The organism is Devosia sp., from assembly GCF_041917035.1.
Taxonomy (GTDB): Bacteria; Pseudomonadota; Alphaproteobacteria; order Rhizobiales; family Devosiaceae; genus Devosia_A.
The window spans coordinates 1-17,737 of sequence record NZ_JAYRYM010000059.1 but is presented as its reverse complement, the minus strand read 5'-3'; the positions used below and the strand labels follow the sequence as shown (position 1 = coordinate 17,737).

Sequence of the window (17,737 nt, the reverse complement as noted above, 5' to 3'; positions counted from 1 at the left end):
ACAAGCGCGCCTGGGGCCTGGTGCAGGCGCTGAACGACGGGTTCGGCGGACCGCTGATCGAGACGTCGCGCGGCGGCAAGGAGCAGGGCGCAAGCTTGACCACCGCGGGGCGGGAGGTGCTCGAGCGCTATCGTGGCATGCAGGAGGCGACTCGGCGGGCGATCGCCCGCGACGTGGACGCCCTAACCGCTCTCATGGGTGATATGTCCAGTAGAAAATAGCGCTTGAGGTCGATGGCTGGCTCTGCGACACGTAGTGATATGTTGCGAAGAACATATCGAGGTTCGAAGATGCTCAACATATCCGCGCTCGCCTATGCGGCACTGCTCTTCTCTGTGTCGTGCGGTCCGGCGCTTGCCGGCGACGCGAGCGTAGCGGTGGCGGCCAACTTCACAAAGCCCGCCGAGGAACTCGGGGCGGCGTTTGCCGCCAGGACCGGCGACATGGTGACGTTCAGCTTCGGTGCCACCGGTCAACTCTACACCCAGATATCCCAGGGTGCGCCATTCGAAGTCTTTCTGGCGGCCGATACGAAGCGTCCGGCGCAGGCCGTGGCCGAGGGGCTGGGTGTCGAGGGGACCGTCTTCACCTATGCCGTTGGCAAGGTGGTTCTGTACTCCCCGACAATCGACGTGACCGACGGTGCGGCCGTGCTCTCCGGTGATGCCTATCACCACCTCGCGATCGCCGACCCCAAGACGGCCCCCTATGGAGCCGCCGCGGTCGAGGCGCTGATGAAGCTGGAACTGACCGATGCCGTTGCCGCCAAGCTGGTGACCGGCGAGAACATCTCGCAGACCCTGCAGTTCGTCGACAGCGGCAATGCCGAGCTCGGCTTCGTTGCCTTGAGTCAGGTGGCCGACAAGCCTGGTACGCAGGTCTGGCGGGTGCCGCAGGAGTTCTACGCGCCGATTCTGCAGGATGCCGTGCTGACCAAGGTCGGCGAGGCGGATCCGGCGGCCAGGGCCTTTCTCGACTTCCTGCGCGGCGACGAAGCACGAGCGATCATCGAGAAATACGGCTATGAGGTCCGCACCGACCACTAGGGAGCCTGGGAGTGCTGACAGTCAGTGAAATCGTCCAGCCGGTCGGTCTGACGCTGACGCTGGCTCTCATCGTCACGGCACTGCTCCTCGTCATCGGAAGTCCGATCGCCTGGTGGCTCAGCCGATCGCGCTCGGTGTGGAAGGCTCCGGTCGCTGCGGTGGTGTCGCTGCCGCTGGTGCTGCCGCCGACGGTGCTTGGCTTCTACCTGCTGTTGACGTTCGGACCGAACGGACCGGGTGGTGCGCTTGCAGCGTTGTGGGGGGCGAAAACGCTGGCCTTCTCGTTCGAGGGGCTGATCGTGGCATCCGTGTTGTACTCGCTGCCATTCATGACGCAGCCCCTGAGAACTGCCTTCGAGGCGATCGGGGAGGACGTACTCGAGGCCGCAGCGACGCTGGGTGCCAGCCGGGGCAACACGTTTCGGCGCGTTGTCATCCCTGCGGCCCGGGCCGGATACCTGACCGGGATCGTCCTGACCTTTGCCCACACGGTGGGAGAATTCGGCGTGGTGCTGATGATCGGGGGGAACATTCCCGGCGAGACAAAGCTGGTCTCGATGGCGATCTACGATTTCGTCGAGCGGCTGGAATGGGACAAGGCCCACCTCCTCGCCGGAGGCATGGTGGTCTTCGCCTTCGTGGTCATCACCTCGGTGATGCTGCTCGATCGTCGGATCGGGCGGGTGGCAGGCTAAGGCAGGCGCAGGAGTTCGACAAAGCGCTTGAGCGCCCTGCCGAGGCCCTTGCGCTGTCGGGGCCGGAGGTCGGCGAACAGGGCCTCCTCGAGTTGCTCCCAATTGGCGGCGAGAATCTCGCGGATGCGTTCCCCCCGTTCCGTGAGGGCGATGCCAGCAACCAGGTCAGGACCGATGGCGCGGCGGGCCACGATGTCGCGTTCCACGAGGCGATCGAGTCGCGGCGCGAGGGCGTCAGGGTCGAGCCCGAGGGTTTCGGCCAAGGTTGCTTCGGTGGAGCCCAGACTTGCATGAAGCACGAAGATCACGGCGTCGTCGCCGGCCTCGAGCCCGCGATCGAGCAGTGGCACCAGCAGCGCGCGGTGTGCCAGCTGGCCCGCCTCAATCAAGCGATAAAGCGTTGAGCGCGCTTTCGGTTTTGCCATGGGCGGATAGATGTTCTCCAGAATGGGCGGGATCGGCACGCAACCCATCCTATCGCCAAACGGCCAAGGACCAAGTCCCGCCATTGTTTGCTCCCCTCGAATGACTTATGCGCTAGACGTGCGCTGGCGGCCGGCCGGGTCCTGGCGGGTCCTAACCCTATCGGCGGCGGATCGAAGATGAGCCAGGATCTCGCCCGAATCCGGGCATTCGTGCAGGTGTTCGACGCTGGCGGGTTTTCGGCCGCGGCGCGGCTGCACGGACGCTCCAAGGCGCTGCTGTCCAAATATGTGGGTGATCTGGAGGATTACCTCGGCGTGCGGCTGATGAATCGCACCACGCGCAAGCTGAGTCTCACCGAGGCGGGCGAGGCCTACTATCGCGAGGCGGGGCAGCTACTCGCGCAACTCGACGAGCTCGATGCGACCATTTCCGACCAAACGGCTGAGCCCCGCGGCCTCGTCCGGGTGTCGGCGCCCCGCAACTTCGGCGAAACGACGCTGGCGCCCGCGATCTTCGACTTCGTGGCACGGAACCCGATGGTCTCCATCGACCTGAGGCTGGAAGATCGCTTTGTCGATCTGGTCGAAGAGGGCATCGACGTGGCGCTGCGGATCACCACCCTGTCGGATTCCTCGCTGATTGCGCGCCGGATATCGGAGATGAAGCACGTCATCTGCGCCTCGCCGGCGCTGATCGCGCGCGTCGGCAGGCCCGTAGCCGGCGAGCAGCTGCGGGGTCTACCTTGCGTGCTCGACACCAACATGCCCTCGCACAACTCCTGGCGCTTCATCGAGGCCGGCTCTCCCCTCTCCGTCCATGTGTCCGGTCCGGTGCGGGTCAATTCGCCCGTCGCGGCCATGCAGGCTGCGCTCGCCGGCCTTGGCTTTGCCGTATTGCCGACCTACCTCGCCGATCCTCTGGTGTCGGAGGGGCGGCTGGTGAGGGTGCTCGAGGATCGCATGCCGGACGGGCCGAGCCTGACCGCGGTCTATCCGCACCGCAGGCACCTTGCCGGCAAAGTGCGCGCCCTCATCGACCATCTCGTCGACTGGTTCGCCAGCAACCCGGTGCTGTAGCGGAACGCATGAGACCCCATGTTCCCATCTCACTGCCGGCCCTAGGACTGGTGCTTGCCCTCGCCCAGCCGGCCTTCGCGCATCCCCACATCTTCATCGACGCCAGAGCGACGCTCGTATTCAATGACCATGGCGAACTGGCCAGCATCATCAACGAGTGGACCTTCGACGAGGCGTTCTCCGTCTGGCAGATCCAGGGACTGGACACCAATGGCGATGGCATCACGTCGAGCGAGGAGATGCAGGATCTGGCCGACGAGAACCTCGTGGGTCTCGCGGAGTACGGGTTCTACACCTCACTGGGCAGCGGAGACAGTTCGCTGGCGCTAGAGGCGGCCGACGACGCGCGGTTCGTTTTCGCGGACCATCGATCGACGCTCAGCTTCGCGGTGAACCTGCAGCAGCCCTATCGCATCGAGGCGCCACTCGAGATTGCCATCGCCGACCCGGAATACTACGTCGCGATCACTTTGGCCGATGCGGCCAGCGTGACGCTCGAGAATGCTCCCAGCGGCTGCGCCACGCATCTCGAGCCGCCCCGCGAGATTTCCGAGGATCTGCAGGCGCGGCTGTTCGAGCTGCCACCGGATGTCACCGCGCTCCCCCCCGACCTCGAGGCGGCGGTGCGCGGCTCGCAGGGCGCCATCGTCGTCGATTGCGACGGCGCCGCGCTGCCGCCAGCGGAAACGGCCGCCGAGGCCGCCGGACAACTGGCCGAGGCGCGTCCTGCCTTGCCGTTCGGCGGGCCACCGCCCGAGCCGGGGTTCACCCTGCCCAGAACGGGGCTGCTCGGTTGGGTCGCGCAGGCGCAGAGCGACTTCTACCAGGCGCTGACGGAGGCGCTGGGGCGGCTGCGGTCCGACTGGACGGCGTTCTGGGTGCTCGGGGGGTTGAGCTTTCTCTATGGCGTGTTCCACGCCGCCGGGCCCGGGCATGGCAAGGTCGTTATCGGGTCGTACATGCTTGCCAATGAGAGACAGGTCCTTCGCGGCATCCTGCTCAGCTTCGCGGCTGCCATGGTCCAGTCGACGGTGGCCGTCGTGTTCGTCGGGGTGGCGGCGGCGCTGCTGGGCCTTTCGAGCCTCGCCATGGGCACGGCTGTGGGCTGGATCGAGCGAGCATCCTACGCCCTGGTTGCGCTGCTCGGCCTGTGGCTGCTGGCCCGACGGCTGCTGGGCCTCGGACATCGTCACCATGAGCATCCCGTGCCGCGCGATGCACACGGCCGCACCGCCGCGGACCCCCACTTCGGCCACGACCACGGCCCGGCGGGCCATCGCCATGACGAGGGCGATCACGATGGGGGCGCCCACGGCGCGCATCATCATCACCATCACGTCGTGACGGCGGAGCAGACCGGCGGGGACTGGCGCGAACAGCTCGGCGTCGTGCTGGGGGTAGGGATGCGCCCCTGTTCCGGCGCGCTGGTGGTACTCGTCTTCGCGCTAAGCCAGGGGATCCTGGCTGCCGGCATCGTCGCGGTGTTTCTCATGGGGCTGGGCACGGCGATCACGGTGTCGGTGCTGTCGATCATCGCGGTATCGGCCAAGGACCTGGCGGTACGGCTGGCAGGCAGGGAGAGCCAACTCGCCGGGCGACTTCTCTGGGGCGCCGAAGTGCTCGGGGCAGTGATCGTCTTCCTGTTTGGCGCCGTATTGCTTCTGGCTTCGTTCTGACGACGGCCCGCGACACCCGCGGCACTTGTCTTGCCCGGCCTGCCGACTAAGGTGCGCGCCCTAGAACGCTTCCAAACTGCAGGCTGACATGGCGACCGACCTTCCACCGGGCCACCCCCCGATCCCGACATCGAAAGTCGGGGTACTGCTGCTCAACCTGGGGACACCGGACGCGACGGACTACTGGTCGATGCGGCGCTACCTGTCGGAGTTCCTGTCGGACCGCCGCGTCATCGAGATTTCGCGTCTGATCTGGCAGCCGATCCTGCAGGGGATCATCCTCTCCACACGCCCGCAGAGGAGCGGTGCGAACTACCGGCGGATCTGGGACAACGAGGCGGGGGACAGCCCGTTGCGCGTGATCGCCCGGCGTCAGGCACTCAAGCTGCAGGATCGGCTGGGTTCCGCCGTCGTCGTGGAAATCGGCATGCGCTATGGCAATCCGTCCACCAAGGCCGCCATCGAGAAGCTGAAGGCGCAGGGCTGCCAGAAGATTCTGCTGGCGCCCCTCTATCCGCAGTACTCGGCCACGACCACCGCGACCGCGAACGACAAGGCATTCGATGTGCTGAAGACGCTGCGATGGCAGCCTGCGATCCGCACATTGCCCCCCTATTTCGAGGACCCCGCCTACATCGCGGCGCTGGCGCAGAGCATTGCCGATGGTGTTGCCGCTCTCGACTTCACGCCCGACATAGTGCTCACCTCCTACCACGGGATGCCGGTAGAGTACCTCGAGAAGGGTGATCCGTACCACTGCCAGTGCCTCAAGACGACGCGGCTTGTGCGGGAGTATCTGGGCTGGCCGAAGGAGAAGCTGATGGTCACGTTCCAGAGCCGGTTCGGCCCGGCGCAGTGGCTGCAACCCTACACCGACGAGACGTTGGAAGCGCTGCCGGCGCAAGGCAAGAAGCGCGTCGCCGTGGTGGCCCCGGCCTTCTCGGTCGATTGCATCGAGACGCTCGAGGAGATTGCCATCACCGGCCGCGAGCAGTTCGAGCACGCCGGCGGCGAGCGTTACGCCTATATTGCCTGTCTCAACGACAGCGATCCGGGCATGGCGATGCTGGAGGCGGTGGTGCGGCGCGAGCTCTCCGGCTGGATCTAGAGCGGCCCCGGCGCATTTTCTTCGAGACGCCACCAAGGATTGGGCCACGTCCGACGTCCATTGTTGCGTGCGGCCTATCCTGCACATACATCTTAATCACACGGCGAGTCTTCGCGTGGGCCGGCAGGGGGAATAGATGGACTTCTTCAGTCTCGACGGCTTGAGTCTGGCACTGCTTGCCATCGGCGTACTTGCCGTGATGGTGCTGTTCGCCGGCGCCAAGACTGTCCCGCAGGGATACAACTACACGGTGGAGCGGTTCGGGCGGTACACGCGCACACTCAAGCCCGGGCTCAACCTGATTGTTCCCTTTGTCGATGGCATCGGCAAGAAGATCAACATGATGGAGCAGGTGCTCGACGTTCCCCACCAGGAGGTGATCACGCGGGACAACGCGACGGTCACGGCAAACGGCGTCACCTTCTATCAGATCCTCGACGCGGCGGCAGCGGCCTACGAGGTGGCGCAGCTCGAGGTGGCGATACTCAACCTCACGATGACCAACATCCGCTCGGTGATGGGCTCGATGGACCTCGACGAGCTGCTCAGCCATCGCGACGAAATCAACACACGCGTGCTGCGTGTCGTCGACACGGCGGTGAGCCCCTGGGGTCTCAAGATCACTCGTATCGAGATCAAGGACATCGACCCGCCGAAGGACCTCGTCGAGTCGATGGGGCGGCAGATGAAGGCCGAGCGCGAGAAGCGTGCGCTGATCCTCGAGGCGGAAGGCAAGCGGCAGGCCGCGATCCTGCAGGCCGAGGGCCAGAAGCAGAGCCAGGTGCTCGAGGCCGAGGGGCGCCGCGAGGCGGCGTTCCGCGATGCCGAGGCCCGCGAGCGCGCCGCCGAGGCCGAGGCCAAGGCGACCGAAGTGGTGTCCAACGCCATTGCCGCGGGCAGCGTGCAGTCGATCAACTACTTCGTCGCCAACAACTATATCAAGGCGCTCGAAGGGCTCGCCAAGTCTCCCAACCAGAAGGTCCTGATGCTGCCTGTCGATGCGGCGAGCGTTATCGGCGCCATCGGCGGCATCGCCGAGATCGCGCGGGAGACGTTCGGCGGCGACAAGCCCTCGACGCCGCGCAGCAGCGGGGGTCGTCCGCCCTCGACCACCTGAAGACACTATTGCCCGCGCGGTGATCCGCGCCTAGCCGGGAGCCAGGAATGCAGGTCCTCGAGTTCATCGCAAGCAACGGGGCATGGTCATGGATCGTGGCGGGCCTGATTCTGCTGGCGCTCGAACTGGTCGTGCCGGGCGGGGTGCTGATCTGGCTGGGCGCGGCAGCGCTTGTCACCGGCCTTGCCGTCCTGCTGGTGCCGATCTACTGGCCCCTGCAGTTCGTGATCTTCGGCGTGCTGGCACTGGCCGCGATCTGGGCCTGGCTCAGGCTGCGCGGACAGGGCAAGCCCTCGGATCGGCCATTCCTCAATGACCGGGCCCAGCGCTTCGTCGGGCAGGTCGCGGTGCTGAACGAACCGATCGAGGGCGGCAGCGGTCGCCTGGCGCTCGATGACACCACTTGGCGAATCACTGGCCCGGACCTGGCCGCCGGCGTTCGCGTCCGCATCGTCGAGGCGAACGGCGCGGTGCTGCGGGTCGAGGCGGCCTGAGGTCAGGGCTTCAGGTCGACCGGCACCGGCGGCTTCTCGAACAGCAGGGTGATCGAGACGCGCTGATTGGCGTCGAGATACGGATCGTTCGGGAAGAACGGGTCGGTGTCGGCGCGCCCGACGACCGACTTGATGCGGTCCGGCGCCACGCCGAATTCCTCGAGTATCTGCCGGGTGATGTTGGCGCGGTCGAAGCTCAGTTCCCACGGTCCGTAGCGTGGATTGTCATACTTGCCACCCGAAGCCACGTTGCCCGTGATCTGGATGAGGTTGGGCATCTTGTTGAGCATCGGGGCCATGGCCGCTATGGCCTTGCGGGTGATCTCGTAGGGGTACTTCGAGCCCTCGGGGAACATGGCCCGCCCCTCCCGATCGGAGAGCATGATGTTCAGGCCTTCCTCGGTCTGCTGCATGACCAGACTGTCGGTGATCGCGGTGATGTCGGGATTGTCCTGCCAGGCCTGCTTGAGGCTGGCCGACGCCAGGGCATACTGGGCTGCCTTCTCGATGTCGGTTCGTTCCTCGGCGTAGGTGTTGGCTTCCTGGCCCTGAGACTGGTTCTCCGGGTGGTCCTCGGTGGCGAACTCGGTCTGCGAGCGGGTCTCTTCGATGGTGCTGGCCTTGAGGTACTCGCGCTCGGGGTTGCCGTCGCGCTCAATCATGCCGGTCATGTTGGAGTAGGGCTCGATGCCGAAGGCGTTCTGCACCGATCCGGCAGCCATGTTGAGCTTCTCCTGGTCCTGGATGGAGAAGCTCAGCAGCATGACGAAGAATGCCATCAACAGGCTCATCAGGTCGGCGAACGAGATGACCCAACTGCCGCCGTGTGCACCACCGCGCATCTGTCCCTTCCTTGCCGCCATCATGCGGCCTCGAGCATCTTCTCGCGACTGTGCAGCGGCAGGTAGCTCGCCAGCTCGTCGCGAATGGTGGCCGGGTTGCGGCCTTCACGGATCATCACCAGCGCCTCGATGATGAGGGTGCGATGAGTGCCCTCCTCGGCCGCCCGGTTGGCGAGCTTGTCGGAGATCGGCAGCGCAAAGACATTGGAGATGGCGGCGCCGTAGAACGTGGCGAGCAGGGCGATGGCCATGCCCGGGCCGATCTTCTTGGGATCGTCCATGTGCCCGAACATCGACACGAGGCCGATCAGGGTGCCGACCATGCCCATGCCGGGGGCGGTGTCGCCGAGCGCCTTGAAGATCTTGTGACTCTCCTCGACCCGCTCGTGATCGAGATCGCGCTCGCGTTCGAGCGAGGCGCGCAGGGCCTCGGCGGAGAATCCGTCGGCGATCATGCGTACGCCGCGCTGGAAGAACTTGTCCTCGATCTCGACCTGCTCCAGCGCGATCGGTCCCTGCCGGCGCATGGTCTCGGCGATCTCGGCAATCTGGTCGATCAGCCGGGTGGTGGGCACGTGCTTGTAGAAGATCGAGCTCTTGAGCCCGAGGCCGATGGCGGACACGAAGCTCCCCATGGTGTAGCGCACGAGAATCGCCATCGATGCCCCGCCGACCACCACGACGGCGGGCAGCAGCTGCATGAAGCTCAGGGGGTTGGAGCCCTCGAGCACGATGGCGAGGACCAGCACGACGAAGCCGCCGATGATGCCGATGACGGTTGCGATATCCATGAAGTATGAGCCCCGACGCTGACGGACCAAAAAGCCCTGACGGCATCCTGACCAAGATTGGATAACGGTCGCTTAAGCCTCAGCCTTAACAGGAGGTTAGGGCGGGCGGGCAAAGCTTCCTTAACCATAACGTGCAAGGATTTGGTGACCATCGGATCCGAGTGCGGCAGTGAGACAGCGTATTGGTTACCTCGGAACAGCCGGGCTCGTCGTGGCCCTGGCAGTCCCTGCCGCGGCAGGGGAGTTCAATCCGCTCGGTGACGGGTCGGGGGCCAACAACATCGACCTGCTGCGCGACGCAACGACCGGCTGCGAGAACTGCGCGCCCGTCCCCCCGCGGGAGTGGGGGGCGCCGCCCTTCGAGATCGACTGGCGGCTGGCGCTGCGGGGAGCGGTGATCGAGGGCAGCTCCGGCACCCGCTTCGAGGCGATCGCGCTCCCCAGCTTCAGCCTGACCCACCAGCACCTGCGGGGGAGTTTCAGCGTCGGCGCCGATGCCGAGATCGACTATCGCCTCGACGGCAACGTCCGTGTCGGCAGCCTCGGGGTCACGGCCAGCACGGACTATCGGATCGACGCACTGACCACGACGACGCTCAAGGGGAGCTTCGGGCTCAGCCAGGGCGATCCGGACGCGCCCGGCATGCCGGTCAATGTCAAGGTTGCGCCGCTGGTGACGAGTGGACAGGGAGCGGCAACGCTGACGCGCGACTTCGGACCCTGGCTGGTGGATCTGCGCGGCGACGTCGCCCGCACCGCCCATAGCGACACGGTGTACGACGATGACACGACCAGTTCCAACGCCTTTCAGAACCTAACTTCGGTGGGGGGCGGCGGGCGGCTCGGGCTGCGCCTCGGTCCGATCCTGACCGGCTTCGTCGATGGAGAGGCCGAGTACGAACTGTATGACGAAGCCTCTCCGAGCCTGCTCGTCCGGCTCGACAACCTGACCCTCTCCGGACGCAGCGGCCTGACGGCGCGTTTCGGCGAGACGCTGAAGCTCGAGGGCTCGCTCGGCCTCGGCTACCGCGCCTTCGCCGAGGCAGGCCTATCGGATCTTGCGACGGTGCTCTACGACGCCTCGGCGGTGTATCGGCCCGACGAAACGGTGGCGCTCAGCGCCGCCTTCACTACCGCCCTGTCGAGCCCGGGAACCACCTCGGGCGCGCGCGCCAAGGTGACGTATGCGGCGAGCGCCGAGGCGAGCTACCGGGTCAACCCCTGGCTCAGCCTGCGGGGGTCGGCCAGCTGGAGCGAGGCGCACTACTGGGGCATCGATACCGACGAGTACGGGTGGGGACTGGGTGCCGGTGCCGACTATCAGCTGGGGGAGCACACCGCCCTGACCGCGGACTATGCGTTCAGCAGGTCCACAACGACGCCCGATCCGGCCGAAGACCAGCACCGAGTCACCTTGGGCGTGAGCTTCAGTCGCTGAGCACCGCGTCTCGGATAGCCCGCCGGAACGGCCCGGCGAGGTCTGGGCGGTCGAGGGCGAAGATGACGTTGGCGGCGAGGAAGCCGAGCTTGGAGCCGCAGTCGAACACCTTGCCGTGATACTTGACGCCGGTGAAGTCCTGCTGGCGGATCAGGATCTGCATGGCGTCGGTGAGCTGGATCTCGCCGCCGGCGCCACGGGTCTGTTCGCTGAGCAGGGCGAAGATCTCGGGCTGCAAGATATAGCGGCCGGAGATAAACAGGTTCGAGGGGGCATCCTCGCGCCTGGGCTTTTCGACCATGCCGGTGATGCGGAAGCCCGAGTCCGGTCCCTCGCCGCGTGCGACGATGCCGTAGCTCGAGACGTCCTTGGGATCGACTTCCTCGACGCCGATGATGTTGCCGCCGGTTTCCTCGTAGGTCTGCATCATCTGCTTGAGCACGCCGGGGCGGGCGCGAAACACCATGTCGGGCAGCAGCAGGGCGAAGGGCTGGTTGCCGACCAGTTCGCGGGCGCACCAGACGGCGTGGCCGAGGCCCAGCGGCTCCTGCTGGCGGGTGAAGCTGGACTGACCGGCCGAGGGCAGGTCCTTCTGCAGTTCGGCCAGCGCCTCGGTCCTGCCGCGCGCCTCCAGCGTCTGTTCCAGCTCGAACTGGCGATCGAAGTGATCCTCGATGACGCCCTTGTTGCGTCCGGTCACGAAGACGAAGTGCTCGATACCGGCCTCGCGCGCTTCATCCACCGCATACTGGATGAGCGGCCGGTCGACGACCGTCAGCATCTCCTTGGGCATTGCCTTGGTGGCGGGCAGGAACCGGGTGCCGAGGCCGGCAACCGGAAACACGGCGGTACGAACACGATTGGGCACGGCGGCTCCGGTGTGGGACAATCGTAAGGCGTTCTTAGCACCTGAGTTCTAGCCTCCCGCAGATTAATTTCTCGTTGTGCGAGGGGGATGATGGCGGTACTGGTGACCGGCGGCGCGGGCTATATCGGCAGCCATATGGTGCTCAGGCTGTGCGATGCCGGCGAGCAGGTCGTCGTGCTCGACAACCTCACCACCGGCTTCGACTGGGCGGTCGATCCGCGAGCTGCGCTGGTCGAGGGCCATGCCGGCAACACCGAACTGGTGTCGCGCCTGGTGGCGGAGCACGGCATCGACGCGATCATCCACTTTGCCGGCTCGATCGTCGTGCCGGAGTCGGTGGCCGATCCGCTCAAGTACTACGCCAACAACACGGCAACGTCGCGCAACCTGATCGAGGCAGCGGTGACGGCGGGCGTGAAGCACTTCATCTTCTCCTCGACCGCCGCCGTGTACGGCAATGCCGGGCTGTTGCCGGTCGCGGAAGACAATCCGCTGGCGCCGGAATCACCCTATGGCCGGTCCAAGTTGATGACGGAGATGATGCTGGCCGACGTCGCGGCGGCGTATCCGCTGCGCTATGGAGTGCTGCGCTATTTCAACGTCGCCGGCGCAGACCCGCTGAAGCGCAGCGGGCAGTCGTCGCCGACTGCCACCCACCTGATCAAGGTCGCGTCGCAGGCCGCGCTGGGACAGCGACCGGGCGTCGGCATATTCGGCACGGATTTTCCGACGCCGGACGGCACCGGGGTACGCGACTACATCCACGTCACCGACCTGGTCGAGGCGCATGCCCTGCTGCTCGACTACCTCAGGGCGGGCGGGCGGTCGCAGACGATGAACTGCGGATACGGGCACGGCTACTCGGTGCGCGAGGTGATCGGCATGGTCCGCACGGTCTCCGGGGTCGATTTCCCGGTGACGGAGGAGCCCCGCCGCGCCGGCGACCCGGCCTCGATCGTGGCGCGGGCCGACCGGGTGCGGGAGGTCCTCGGCTGGGTTCCGGCACACGAGGATTTGAGCGAGATCGTCGGGGCCGCCCTGGCATGGGAACGCTATTTGGCCACGAGGAACCGCTAGGCGGATCGGATGAGGCTGCCACTGCTCCGATCGCTCGCGCTGCTGACCGTGCTGCTGGCCGGACGGGGGCTTGCCGCCCCTGTCGAGTCCTTCCCGCAGTTCCTGCAAGGCTTCGAAGCGAAGGCGGTGGCAGCGGGCGTCTCGCGCGGCACCTACCGGGCCGCCACCGAGGGGCTGACGCCCGATCCGAACATTCCCGATCTGGTCGAGTCTCAGCCGGAATTCACCACGGCCATCTGGGACTATCTCGACAAGCGCGTCACCGAGTCCCGTGTGGACCGCGGGCGCGCGGCGATCGAGCGCAACCGGGAGCTGTTCGCGGCAGTCGGCAAACGGACGGGGGTCGACCCGCATATCCTCGGCGCGATCTGGGGCATCGAGACCGACTACGGGGCGGTGCTGGGCAACGACAGGCTGATCCGACCCGTGATCAGATCGCTGGCGACGCTGGTGCACCAGCGGCGTGGCCGTCTCGCCGAGGACGAAGCCGACTTCATCGCGGCGCTGCTCTTGCTGCAGAAGAACCGGTTGACCCCCGGCGAGCTGCTGGGCTCGTGGGCCGGGGCCATCGGCCACCTGCAGGTCAACCCGTCGAACGTTCTCGCTCACGGTCTGGATGGCGACGGGGATGGTCGGATCGACCTGCATGGCTCGCTGGCCGATGCCCTCTCGACCAGTGCCAAGTTCCTCCTCGACCTGGGCTACCAGGCCGGCCTCGACTGGGGCTTCGAGGTGGAGGTGCCGGAGAGCTTCGACTACCTGCTTGCGACCCGCGAGCAGCTGCGGCCGATCCACTTTTTTTCCGAGCGCGGGATCCGGCGGGTCAGGGGTCGCGCCTTTGCCGACCCCGCCACGCCGGTCTTCCTCTATGCGCCCGCAGGTCGCAACGGGCCGAAATTCCTGATGACGGCCAACTACCTGGTCCTCAAGGGCTACAATTTCTCCGACAGCTATGCCCTCAGCGTCGCCCATCTCACCGACCGCCTCAAGGGCGCCGGAACGTTCGCGGCCGACTGGCCCCGCCAGACGAAGTTCCCCAATCTCGCCCAGCGCAAGGCGATCCAGCAGGCCCTGACTCGCCTGGGGCTCTACGACGGGGTGGTCGATGGCCGCATCGGGCCGATCAGCGCGGCGGCCTACGCGCGGTTCCAGGCGTCGCGGGGCGAAGTCGCCGACGGGTTCATCACGCTGCAAAGCTACGAGGACCTGCTCGAGGCGACGCGGTAGATTTATCGCGAGCGGCCTTCAATTCACCGCCGTTGATCCGCTAAATGGCGCCATGCAACGCAAGCAGAACCGGTTCGTACTGTTCGTCATCGGACTCGTCGTGGCAGCCCTGGTGCTGACCGACCTGCTCCCCAGCTTCGCCCAGGGGCGCGAGCATATGGAGGCGGCACCGGTGAGCGTTGCCCGACAGGAGGGCGGGGTGATCCTGGTGGCGCAGGCGGAGACGCCGGCGCAGCCCAAGAAGCGCAAGACCCTGATGGACCTGCTGTTCGGCAACGACCAGCAGGAAGAAGCGCCGGTCGTCCAGAAGCCGGTCAAGAAGCCGAAGGCGGAGCTGCCGCCCGCCAAGCCGAAGGTCGAGAAGGCGGCGGGGGCGACCCGGCTCGCGGTGTTCGGCGACTCCATGGCCACCGACCTCGCCAAGGCGCTCGATCGCTTCTATGCCGAAGACCCCAACCTTGCCATCCTCGACCAGGCGGTCGGCGACTCGGGCCTCGTGCGGGTCGACTATTTCGACTGGCCCAAGACGATCGCCGACAAGATCGCCGAGAACAGCTTCGACATCGCGGTGGTCATCGTCGGCATCAACGATCGTCAGAAGATGAGCCTCAACGGGCAGAGCTACCCCTCGCTCTCGCCCGAGTGGGTGACGGAGTACTCCGCCAGGGTGGCGCGGATCGTGCAGCAGCTGCGGGCCGCCAACAAGCCGACCATCTGGGTCGGCCTGCCACCGATGGAGGCGCCGAAGTTCGGCCAGACGATGATCCAGATCAACGAGGTCGACCGGCTGGCCGCCTTCGGTGGCGGGGCCGAGTTCCTCGATATCTACGAGAAGTTCGCGACGGAAGAGGGCAAGTACACCGCGCGCGGCCCCGATCTCAACGGCACGACGGTCAGGATGCGCAAGGATGACGGCATCCACTTTTCGGCGGCGGGTGCCGACAAGCTGGCCTTCTACCTCAGCCAATCGCTCAGGAACTACTATCGCGGCGGCGGCACCGTGGGCCTGGCGGTGGCCGATCCGCTGCTCGGCACCGAGGCGCAGATGATGGTCCGGCCGCCCTACCAGGGGCTGGGCCAGATGAAGCTGCTCGAGGTGGCGGGCGCGGTGATCTCGCTGACCCACCTGACGCGGCGGGCTGCCGACCTCGTGACGCGGGACACCGCCCAGGTCGATCCGACCGGCTTCGACCTGACGCAGCTGATCGAGGCGCCGGTCGGTCGCGCCGATGCCTTCGGCGTCGGCAGGGTGGTCGGTGTCGAGGTCGAGAACCCCACCGGCAGGTAAGCCGCCACGCCGGGCCTCGCAGCGGCGGCGGCCCGAATCCCACCACGGCCAGCTGCCCCCCGAGGGCAGCATCCCAATGTCCCAGATCGGCCTGACCGAGCTGTCGGCTATCGACAGGTCGCGCCGATCGGCATGCTCCCGGGGAGCGCAGCGCGGGAGGGCCGGGGTGCGGCGGCGGGGCGGGCCGGCCTGGCGGGGATTGGGGATAGGGTGATTCCACTATCTTGCAGGGTGCCGCAAGTCTATGAAATCAAACGGATTTCCAGTGCGTTCGCCGCAATTCGGCCACGTTGCTGAACAAGCGTGCCCCCGTGCACAGGACGAAAAGCCTCCGCACGGGGCCGCGATTGTGGCGCGTCGGGGCGGGAACGGACGGGGCGTGTCGGCGCCCCGTCGCGGGATCAGCGCGGCAGGTCGGTCTTGCCCATCAGCCACTCGTCGATCGAGCGGGCGCACTGGCGGCCCTCGCGGATGGCCCAGACCACCAACGACTGGCCACGGCGCATGTCGCCGCAGGAGAAGATCTTCTCCTTGCTGGTCTTGTAGCGGACCATGTCGGCCAGCACATTGCCGCGCCTGTCGAGGTCGACGCCGGCGGCCTTGACCATGCCGTCCTGCACCGGGCCGACGAAGCCCATGGCCAGCAGCACCAGATCGGCCTTGAGCTGGAACTCGGTGCCGGGGATCGGCTGGAACTTCTCGTCGGCGCGGGCGCAGTTGAGGGCGGTGACCTTGCCGTCCTTGCCCTCGAAGGCGATCGTCGCGACGGCGAAGTCGCGCGAAACGCCTTCCTCGTGCGAGGACGAGGTGCGCAGCTTCAGCGGCCAGTTCGGCCAGACCAGCGCCTTGTTCTCCTTTTCGGGCGGCATGGGCATGATCTCGATCTGGGTGACCGAGGCGGCGCCGTGCCGGTTGGAGGTGCCGATGCAGTCCGAGCCGGTGTCGCCGCCGCCGATGACCACCACGTGCTTGCCGGTGGCGAGGATCGGGCGGGCGTTGAAGGGCTCGTCCGAGACGCGGCGGTTCTGCTGCGGCAGGAACTCCATGGCAAAGTGGATGCCGTCGAGCTCGCGGCCGGGGATCGGCAGGTCGCGCGGCTTCTCGGCGCCGCCGGCGAGCGCCACCGCATCGTATTGCTCGACGAGGTCGGCGATCGCGACGTCGTAGCCGACATGGACGCCGGCATGGACGGTGACGCCCTCGGCCTGCATCTGGGCGACGCGGCGATCGATGTGGCGCTTCTCCATCTTGAAGTCGGGGATGCCGTAGCGCATCAGCCCGCCCACCTTGAGGTTCTTCTCGTAGAGGTGGACGTCATGGCCGGCCCGCGCCAGCTGCTGGGCGCACGCCATGCCGGCGGGCCCCGAACCGATCACGGCGACCCGCTTGCCGGTCTTGTCGGGGTTGACCTGGGGGGTGATCCAGCCCTCTTCCCAGCCCTTGTCGACAATGGCGCACTCGATCGACTTGATGTTGACCGGGGTGTCCGGAATGTTGAGCGTGCAGCTGGCCTCGCACGGGGCGGGGCAGATGCGGCCGGTGAATTCCGGGAAGTTGTTTGTGGAGTGGAGGTTCTTCAGCGCCTTCAGCCACTCGCCCTTGTAGACGAGGTCGTTCCAGTCCGGAATCTGGTTATTCACCGGGCAGCCATTGTGGCAGTACGGCACGCCGCAATCCATGCAGCGGGCCGCCTGGTCGCGGGTGCCCTTGTCGCCGAGCGGAATGACGAATTCGTTGTAGTTCTTCAGGCGCTCTTCGACCGGAAGGTAGTCCCGGTCGACGCGCTCGAGCTCGAGGAAGCCAGTGATCTTGCCCATTGTCCTTACTCCGCCGCCACCTGTTGCGCCGCCTCGCGGGCCTTTTCCATCTTCTGGAGGGCCTTGCGATACTCGACCGGCATCACCTTGCGGAACCTGGGAAGGTATTCGTCCCAGTTGGCGAGGATGTGGTTGGCCCGGCTCGACCCGGTGAAGGTCTTGTGCCTGAGGATCAGCTGGTAGAGCCGTTCCGCGTCGCGCCGCTGCAGATCGTGCAGGATGTCGACCACGCCCATGGTCTCGAGGTCGCCATGCTGGCCGAAATCGCGGCCGGCGAGCTTTTCCTCCTCGAGGATGGGCTCGAGCTCGACCATGGCCATGTTGCAGCGGCTCTCGAAGCTGTCGTCCTCGTCGAGCACGTAGGCGATGCCGCCCGACATGCCGGCGGCGAAGTTGCGCCCCGTCTTGCCGAGCACGACCACGACGCCGCCGGTCATGTACTCGCAACCGTGGTCACCGGTCCCCTCGATCACCGCGATGGCGCCGGAATTGCGCACGGCGAAGCGCTCGCCGGCGACGCCGCGGAAGTAGCATTCCCCGGTGATGGCGCCGTAGAGGGCGGTGTTGCCGATGATGATCGACTCCTCGGCCACGTAGCCGCGGTCCTCGGGCGGGCGCACCACGAGGCGGGCGCCGCTGAGGCCCTTGCCGACATAGTCATTGGCCTCGCCGACGAGGTCGATCGAGATGCCGCGGGCGGCCCAGGCGCCAAAGGCCTGGCCGGCCGTACCGGTGAGCGAGACGGCAATGG

Annotated in this window: 17 protein-coding genes and 1 pseudogene; 12 read left to right on the top strand and 6 right to left on the bottom strand. The window is 66.5% G+C overall.

Annotated features, from left to right (window positions below; all coding sequences use genetic code 11):
• From ACE3TU_RS08640 to modB, 3 genes are all read left to right on the top strand, one after another.
• A partial coding sequence (locus ACE3TU_RS08640; protein WP_374622816.1) for a winged helix-turn-helix domain-containing protein occupies window positions 1-221 on the top strand: 221 nt, incomplete at its 5' end.
• Window positions 222-290: 69 nt separating this feature from the next.
• Complete coding sequence (gene modA / locus ACE3TU_RS08635) at window positions 291-1,046, top strand: molybdate ABC transporter substrate-binding protein (RefSeq protein ID WP_374622814.1); 756 nt, start codon at window positions 291-293, stop codon at window positions 1,044-1,046.
• A gap of 5 nt (window positions 1,047-1,051) precedes the next feature.
• Window positions 1,052-1,741 carry a molybdate ABC transporter permease subunit gene (gene modB, locus ACE3TU_RS08630; RefSeq protein ID WP_374622819.1) on the top strand — a complete coding sequence of 230 codons (690 nt, stop codon included), beginning with the start codon at window positions 1,052-1,054 and terminating at the stop codon, window positions 1,739-1,741.
• On the opposite strand, the gene ACE3TU_RS08625 is transcribed toward modB, so the two are convergent.
• Complete coding sequence (locus ACE3TU_RS08625; RefSeq protein ID WP_374622811.1) at window positions 1,738-2,205, bottom strand: MarR family winged helix-turn-helix transcriptional regulator; 468 nt, start codon at window positions 2,203-2,205, stop codon at window positions 1,738-1,740. The genes modB and ACE3TU_RS08625 overlap by 4 nt on opposite strands.
• Before the next feature lie 138 nt (window positions 2,206-2,343).
• Between ACE3TU_RS08625 and ACE3TU_RS08620 the strand changes: the two genes are divergently transcribed.
• The 5 genes from ACE3TU_RS08620 (at window position 2,344) to ACE3TU_RS08600 (ending at window position 7,638) form a co-directional block, all read left to right on the top strand.
• Window positions 2,344-3,243, top strand: a complete 900-nt coding sequence (locus tag ACE3TU_RS08620) for a LysR family transcriptional regulator (protein ID WP_374622808.1) — start codon at window positions 2,344-2,346, stop codon at window positions 3,241-3,243.
• Between the two features lie 8 nt (window positions 3,244-3,251).
• A complete protein-coding gene (locus tag ACE3TU_RS08615) occupies window positions 3,252-4,919 on the top strand; it encodes a DUF1007 family protein (protein WP_374622806.1) in 1,668 nt (555 codons plus the stop codon).
• 88 nt (window positions 4,920-5,007) lie between these two features.
• Entirely contained in the window at window positions 5,008-6,027 is a 1,020-nt protein-coding gene (gene hemH, locus ACE3TU_RS08610) for a ferrochelatase (protein WP_374622803.1), read from the top strand.
• Window positions 6,028-6,163: 136 nt separating this feature from the next.
• The gene (locus ACE3TU_RS08605; RefSeq protein ID WP_374622801.1) at window positions 6,164-7,144 is read left to right on the top strand and encodes an SPFH domain-containing protein; all 981 of its coding nucleotides are present in this window, start codon (window positions 6,164-6,166) and stop codon (window positions 7,142-7,144) included.
• A 47-nt stretch (window positions 7,145-7,191) separates the two neighbouring features.
• On the top strand, window positions 7,192-7,638 hold the full coding sequence (locus ACE3TU_RS08600; RefSeq protein WP_374622798.1) for an NfeD family protein: 447 nt from the start codon (window positions 7,192-7,194) through the stop codon (window positions 7,636-7,638).
• 2 nt (window positions 7,639-7,640) lie between these two features.
• Here the strand turns inward: ACE3TU_RS08600 and ACE3TU_RS08595 are convergent, their stop codons facing one another.
• Window positions 7,641-8,480 (bottom strand): flagellar motor protein MotB, encoded by an 840-nt coding sequence (locus ACE3TU_RS08595; protein ID WP_374622795.1) that lies wholly within the window; start codon window positions 8,478-8,480, stop codon window positions 7,641-7,643.
• 20 nt (window positions 8,481-8,500) lie between these two features.
• The gene (locus ACE3TU_RS08590; RefSeq protein ID WP_374622792.1) at window positions 8,501-9,271 is read right to left on the bottom strand and encodes a motility protein A; all 771 of its coding nucleotides are present in this window, start codon (window positions 9,269-9,271) and stop codon (window positions 8,501-8,503) included.
• A 169-nt stretch (window positions 9,272-9,440) separates the two neighbouring features.
• On the opposite strand from ACE3TU_RS08590, the gene ACE3TU_RS08585 reads away from it, so the two are divergent.
• Entirely contained in the window at window positions 9,441-10,709 is a 1,269-nt protein-coding gene (locus ACE3TU_RS08585; RefSeq protein ID WP_374622789.1) for an outer membrane beta-barrel protein, read from the top strand.
• Here ACE3TU_RS08585 and galU read toward each other — a convergent pair.
• Window positions 10,699-11,577 (bottom strand): UTP--glucose-1-phosphate uridylyltransferase GalU, encoded by an 879-nt coding sequence (gene galU, locus ACE3TU_RS08580; RefSeq protein WP_374622787.1) that lies wholly within the window; start codon window positions 11,575-11,577, stop codon window positions 10,699-10,701. The two genes, ACE3TU_RS08585 and galU, sit on opposite strands and share 11 nt — an antisense overlap.
• Before the next feature lie 90 nt (window positions 11,578-11,667).
• On the opposite strand from galU, the gene galE reads away from it, so the two are divergent.
• From galE to ACE3TU_RS08565, 3 genes are read left to right on the top strand one after another with little or no spacing between them, the layout of a single operon-like run.
• The gene (gene galE, locus ACE3TU_RS08575; RefSeq protein WP_374622784.1) at window positions 11,668-12,654 is read left to right on the top strand and encodes a UDP-glucose 4-epimerase GalE; all 987 of its coding nucleotides are present in this window, start codon (window positions 11,668-11,670) and stop codon (window positions 12,652-12,654) included.
• A gap of 9 nt (window positions 12,655-12,663) precedes the next feature.
• Window positions 12,664-13,881, top strand: a complete 1,218-nt coding sequence (locus ACE3TU_RS08570; RefSeq protein WP_374622781.1) for a lytic murein transglycosylase — start codon at window positions 12,664-12,666, stop codon at window positions 13,879-13,881.
• 52 nt (window positions 13,882-13,933) lie between these two features.
• Entirely contained in the window at window positions 13,934-15,169 is a 1,236-nt protein-coding gene (locus ACE3TU_RS08565; RefSeq protein ID WP_374622778.1) for a DUF459 domain-containing protein, read from the top strand.
• 401 nt (window positions 15,170-15,570) lie between these two features.
• On the opposite strand, the gene ACE3TU_RS08560 is transcribed toward ACE3TU_RS08565, so the two are convergent.
• Together ACE3TU_RS08560 and ACE3TU_RS08555 are read right to left on the bottom strand one after the other, a co-directional pair.
• Window positions 15,571-16,986 (bottom strand): glutamate synthase subunit beta, encoded by a 1,416-nt coding sequence (locus ACE3TU_RS08560; RefSeq protein ID WP_374622775.1) that lies wholly within the window; start codon window positions 16,984-16,986, stop codon window positions 15,571-15,573.
• A 5-nt stretch (window positions 16,987-16,991) separates the two neighbouring features.
• Window positions 16,992-17,737, bottom strand: a pseudogene (locus ACE3TU_RS08555) (glutamate synthase subunit alpha); the annotation flags it as partial.

Bases quoted from the DNA above. Each gene is read 5' to 3' on its own strand.
- hemH (WP_374622803.1), top strand. From the start codon at position 5,008: ATGGCGACCGACCTTCCACCGGGCCACCCCCCGATCCCGACATCGAAA.
- ACE3TU_RS08600 (WP_374622798.1), top strand. From the start codon at position 7,192: ATGCAGGTCCTCGAGTTCATCGCAAGCAACGGGGCATGGTCATGGATC.
- ACE3TU_RS08590 (WP_374622792.1), bottom strand. From the start codon at position 9,271: ATGGATATCGCAACCGTCATCGGCATCATCGGCGGCTTCGTCGTGCTG.
- ACE3TU_RS08570 (WP_374622781.1), top strand. From the start codon at position 12,664: ATGAGGCTGCCACTGCTCCGATCGCTCGCGCTGCTGACCGTGCTGCTG.
- ACE3TU_RS08605 (WP_374622801.1), top strand. From the start codon at position 6,164: ATGGACTTCTTCAGTCTCGACGGCTTGAGTCTGGCACTGCTTGCCATC.
- ACE3TU_RS08595 (WP_374622795.1), bottom strand. From the start codon at position 8,480: ATGCGCGGTGGTGCACACGGCGGCAGTTGGGTCATCTCGTTCGCCGAC.
- ACE3TU_RS08565 (WP_374622778.1), top strand. From the start codon at position 13,934: ATGCAACGCAAGCAGAACCGGTTCGTACTGTTCGTCATCGGACTCGTC.
- modA (WP_374622814.1), top strand. From the start codon at position 291: ATGCTCAACATATCCGCGCTCGCCTATGCGGCACTGCTCTTCTCTGTG.
- ACE3TU_RS08560 (WP_374622775.1), bottom strand. From the start codon at position 16,986: ATGGGCAAGATCACTGGCTTCCTCGAGCTCGAGCGCGTCGACCGGGAC.
- ACE3TU_RS08615 (WP_374622806.1), top strand. From the start codon at position 3,252: ATGAGACCCCATGTTCCCATCTCACTGCCGGCCCTAGGACTGGTGCTT.
- galE (WP_374622784.1), top strand. From the start codon at position 11,668: ATGGCGGTACTGGTGACCGGCGGCGCGGGCTATATCGGCAGCCATATG.
- ACE3TU_RS08620 (WP_374622808.1), top strand. From the start codon at position 2,344: ATGAGCCAGGATCTCGCCCGAATCCGGGCATTCGTGCAGGTGTTCGAC.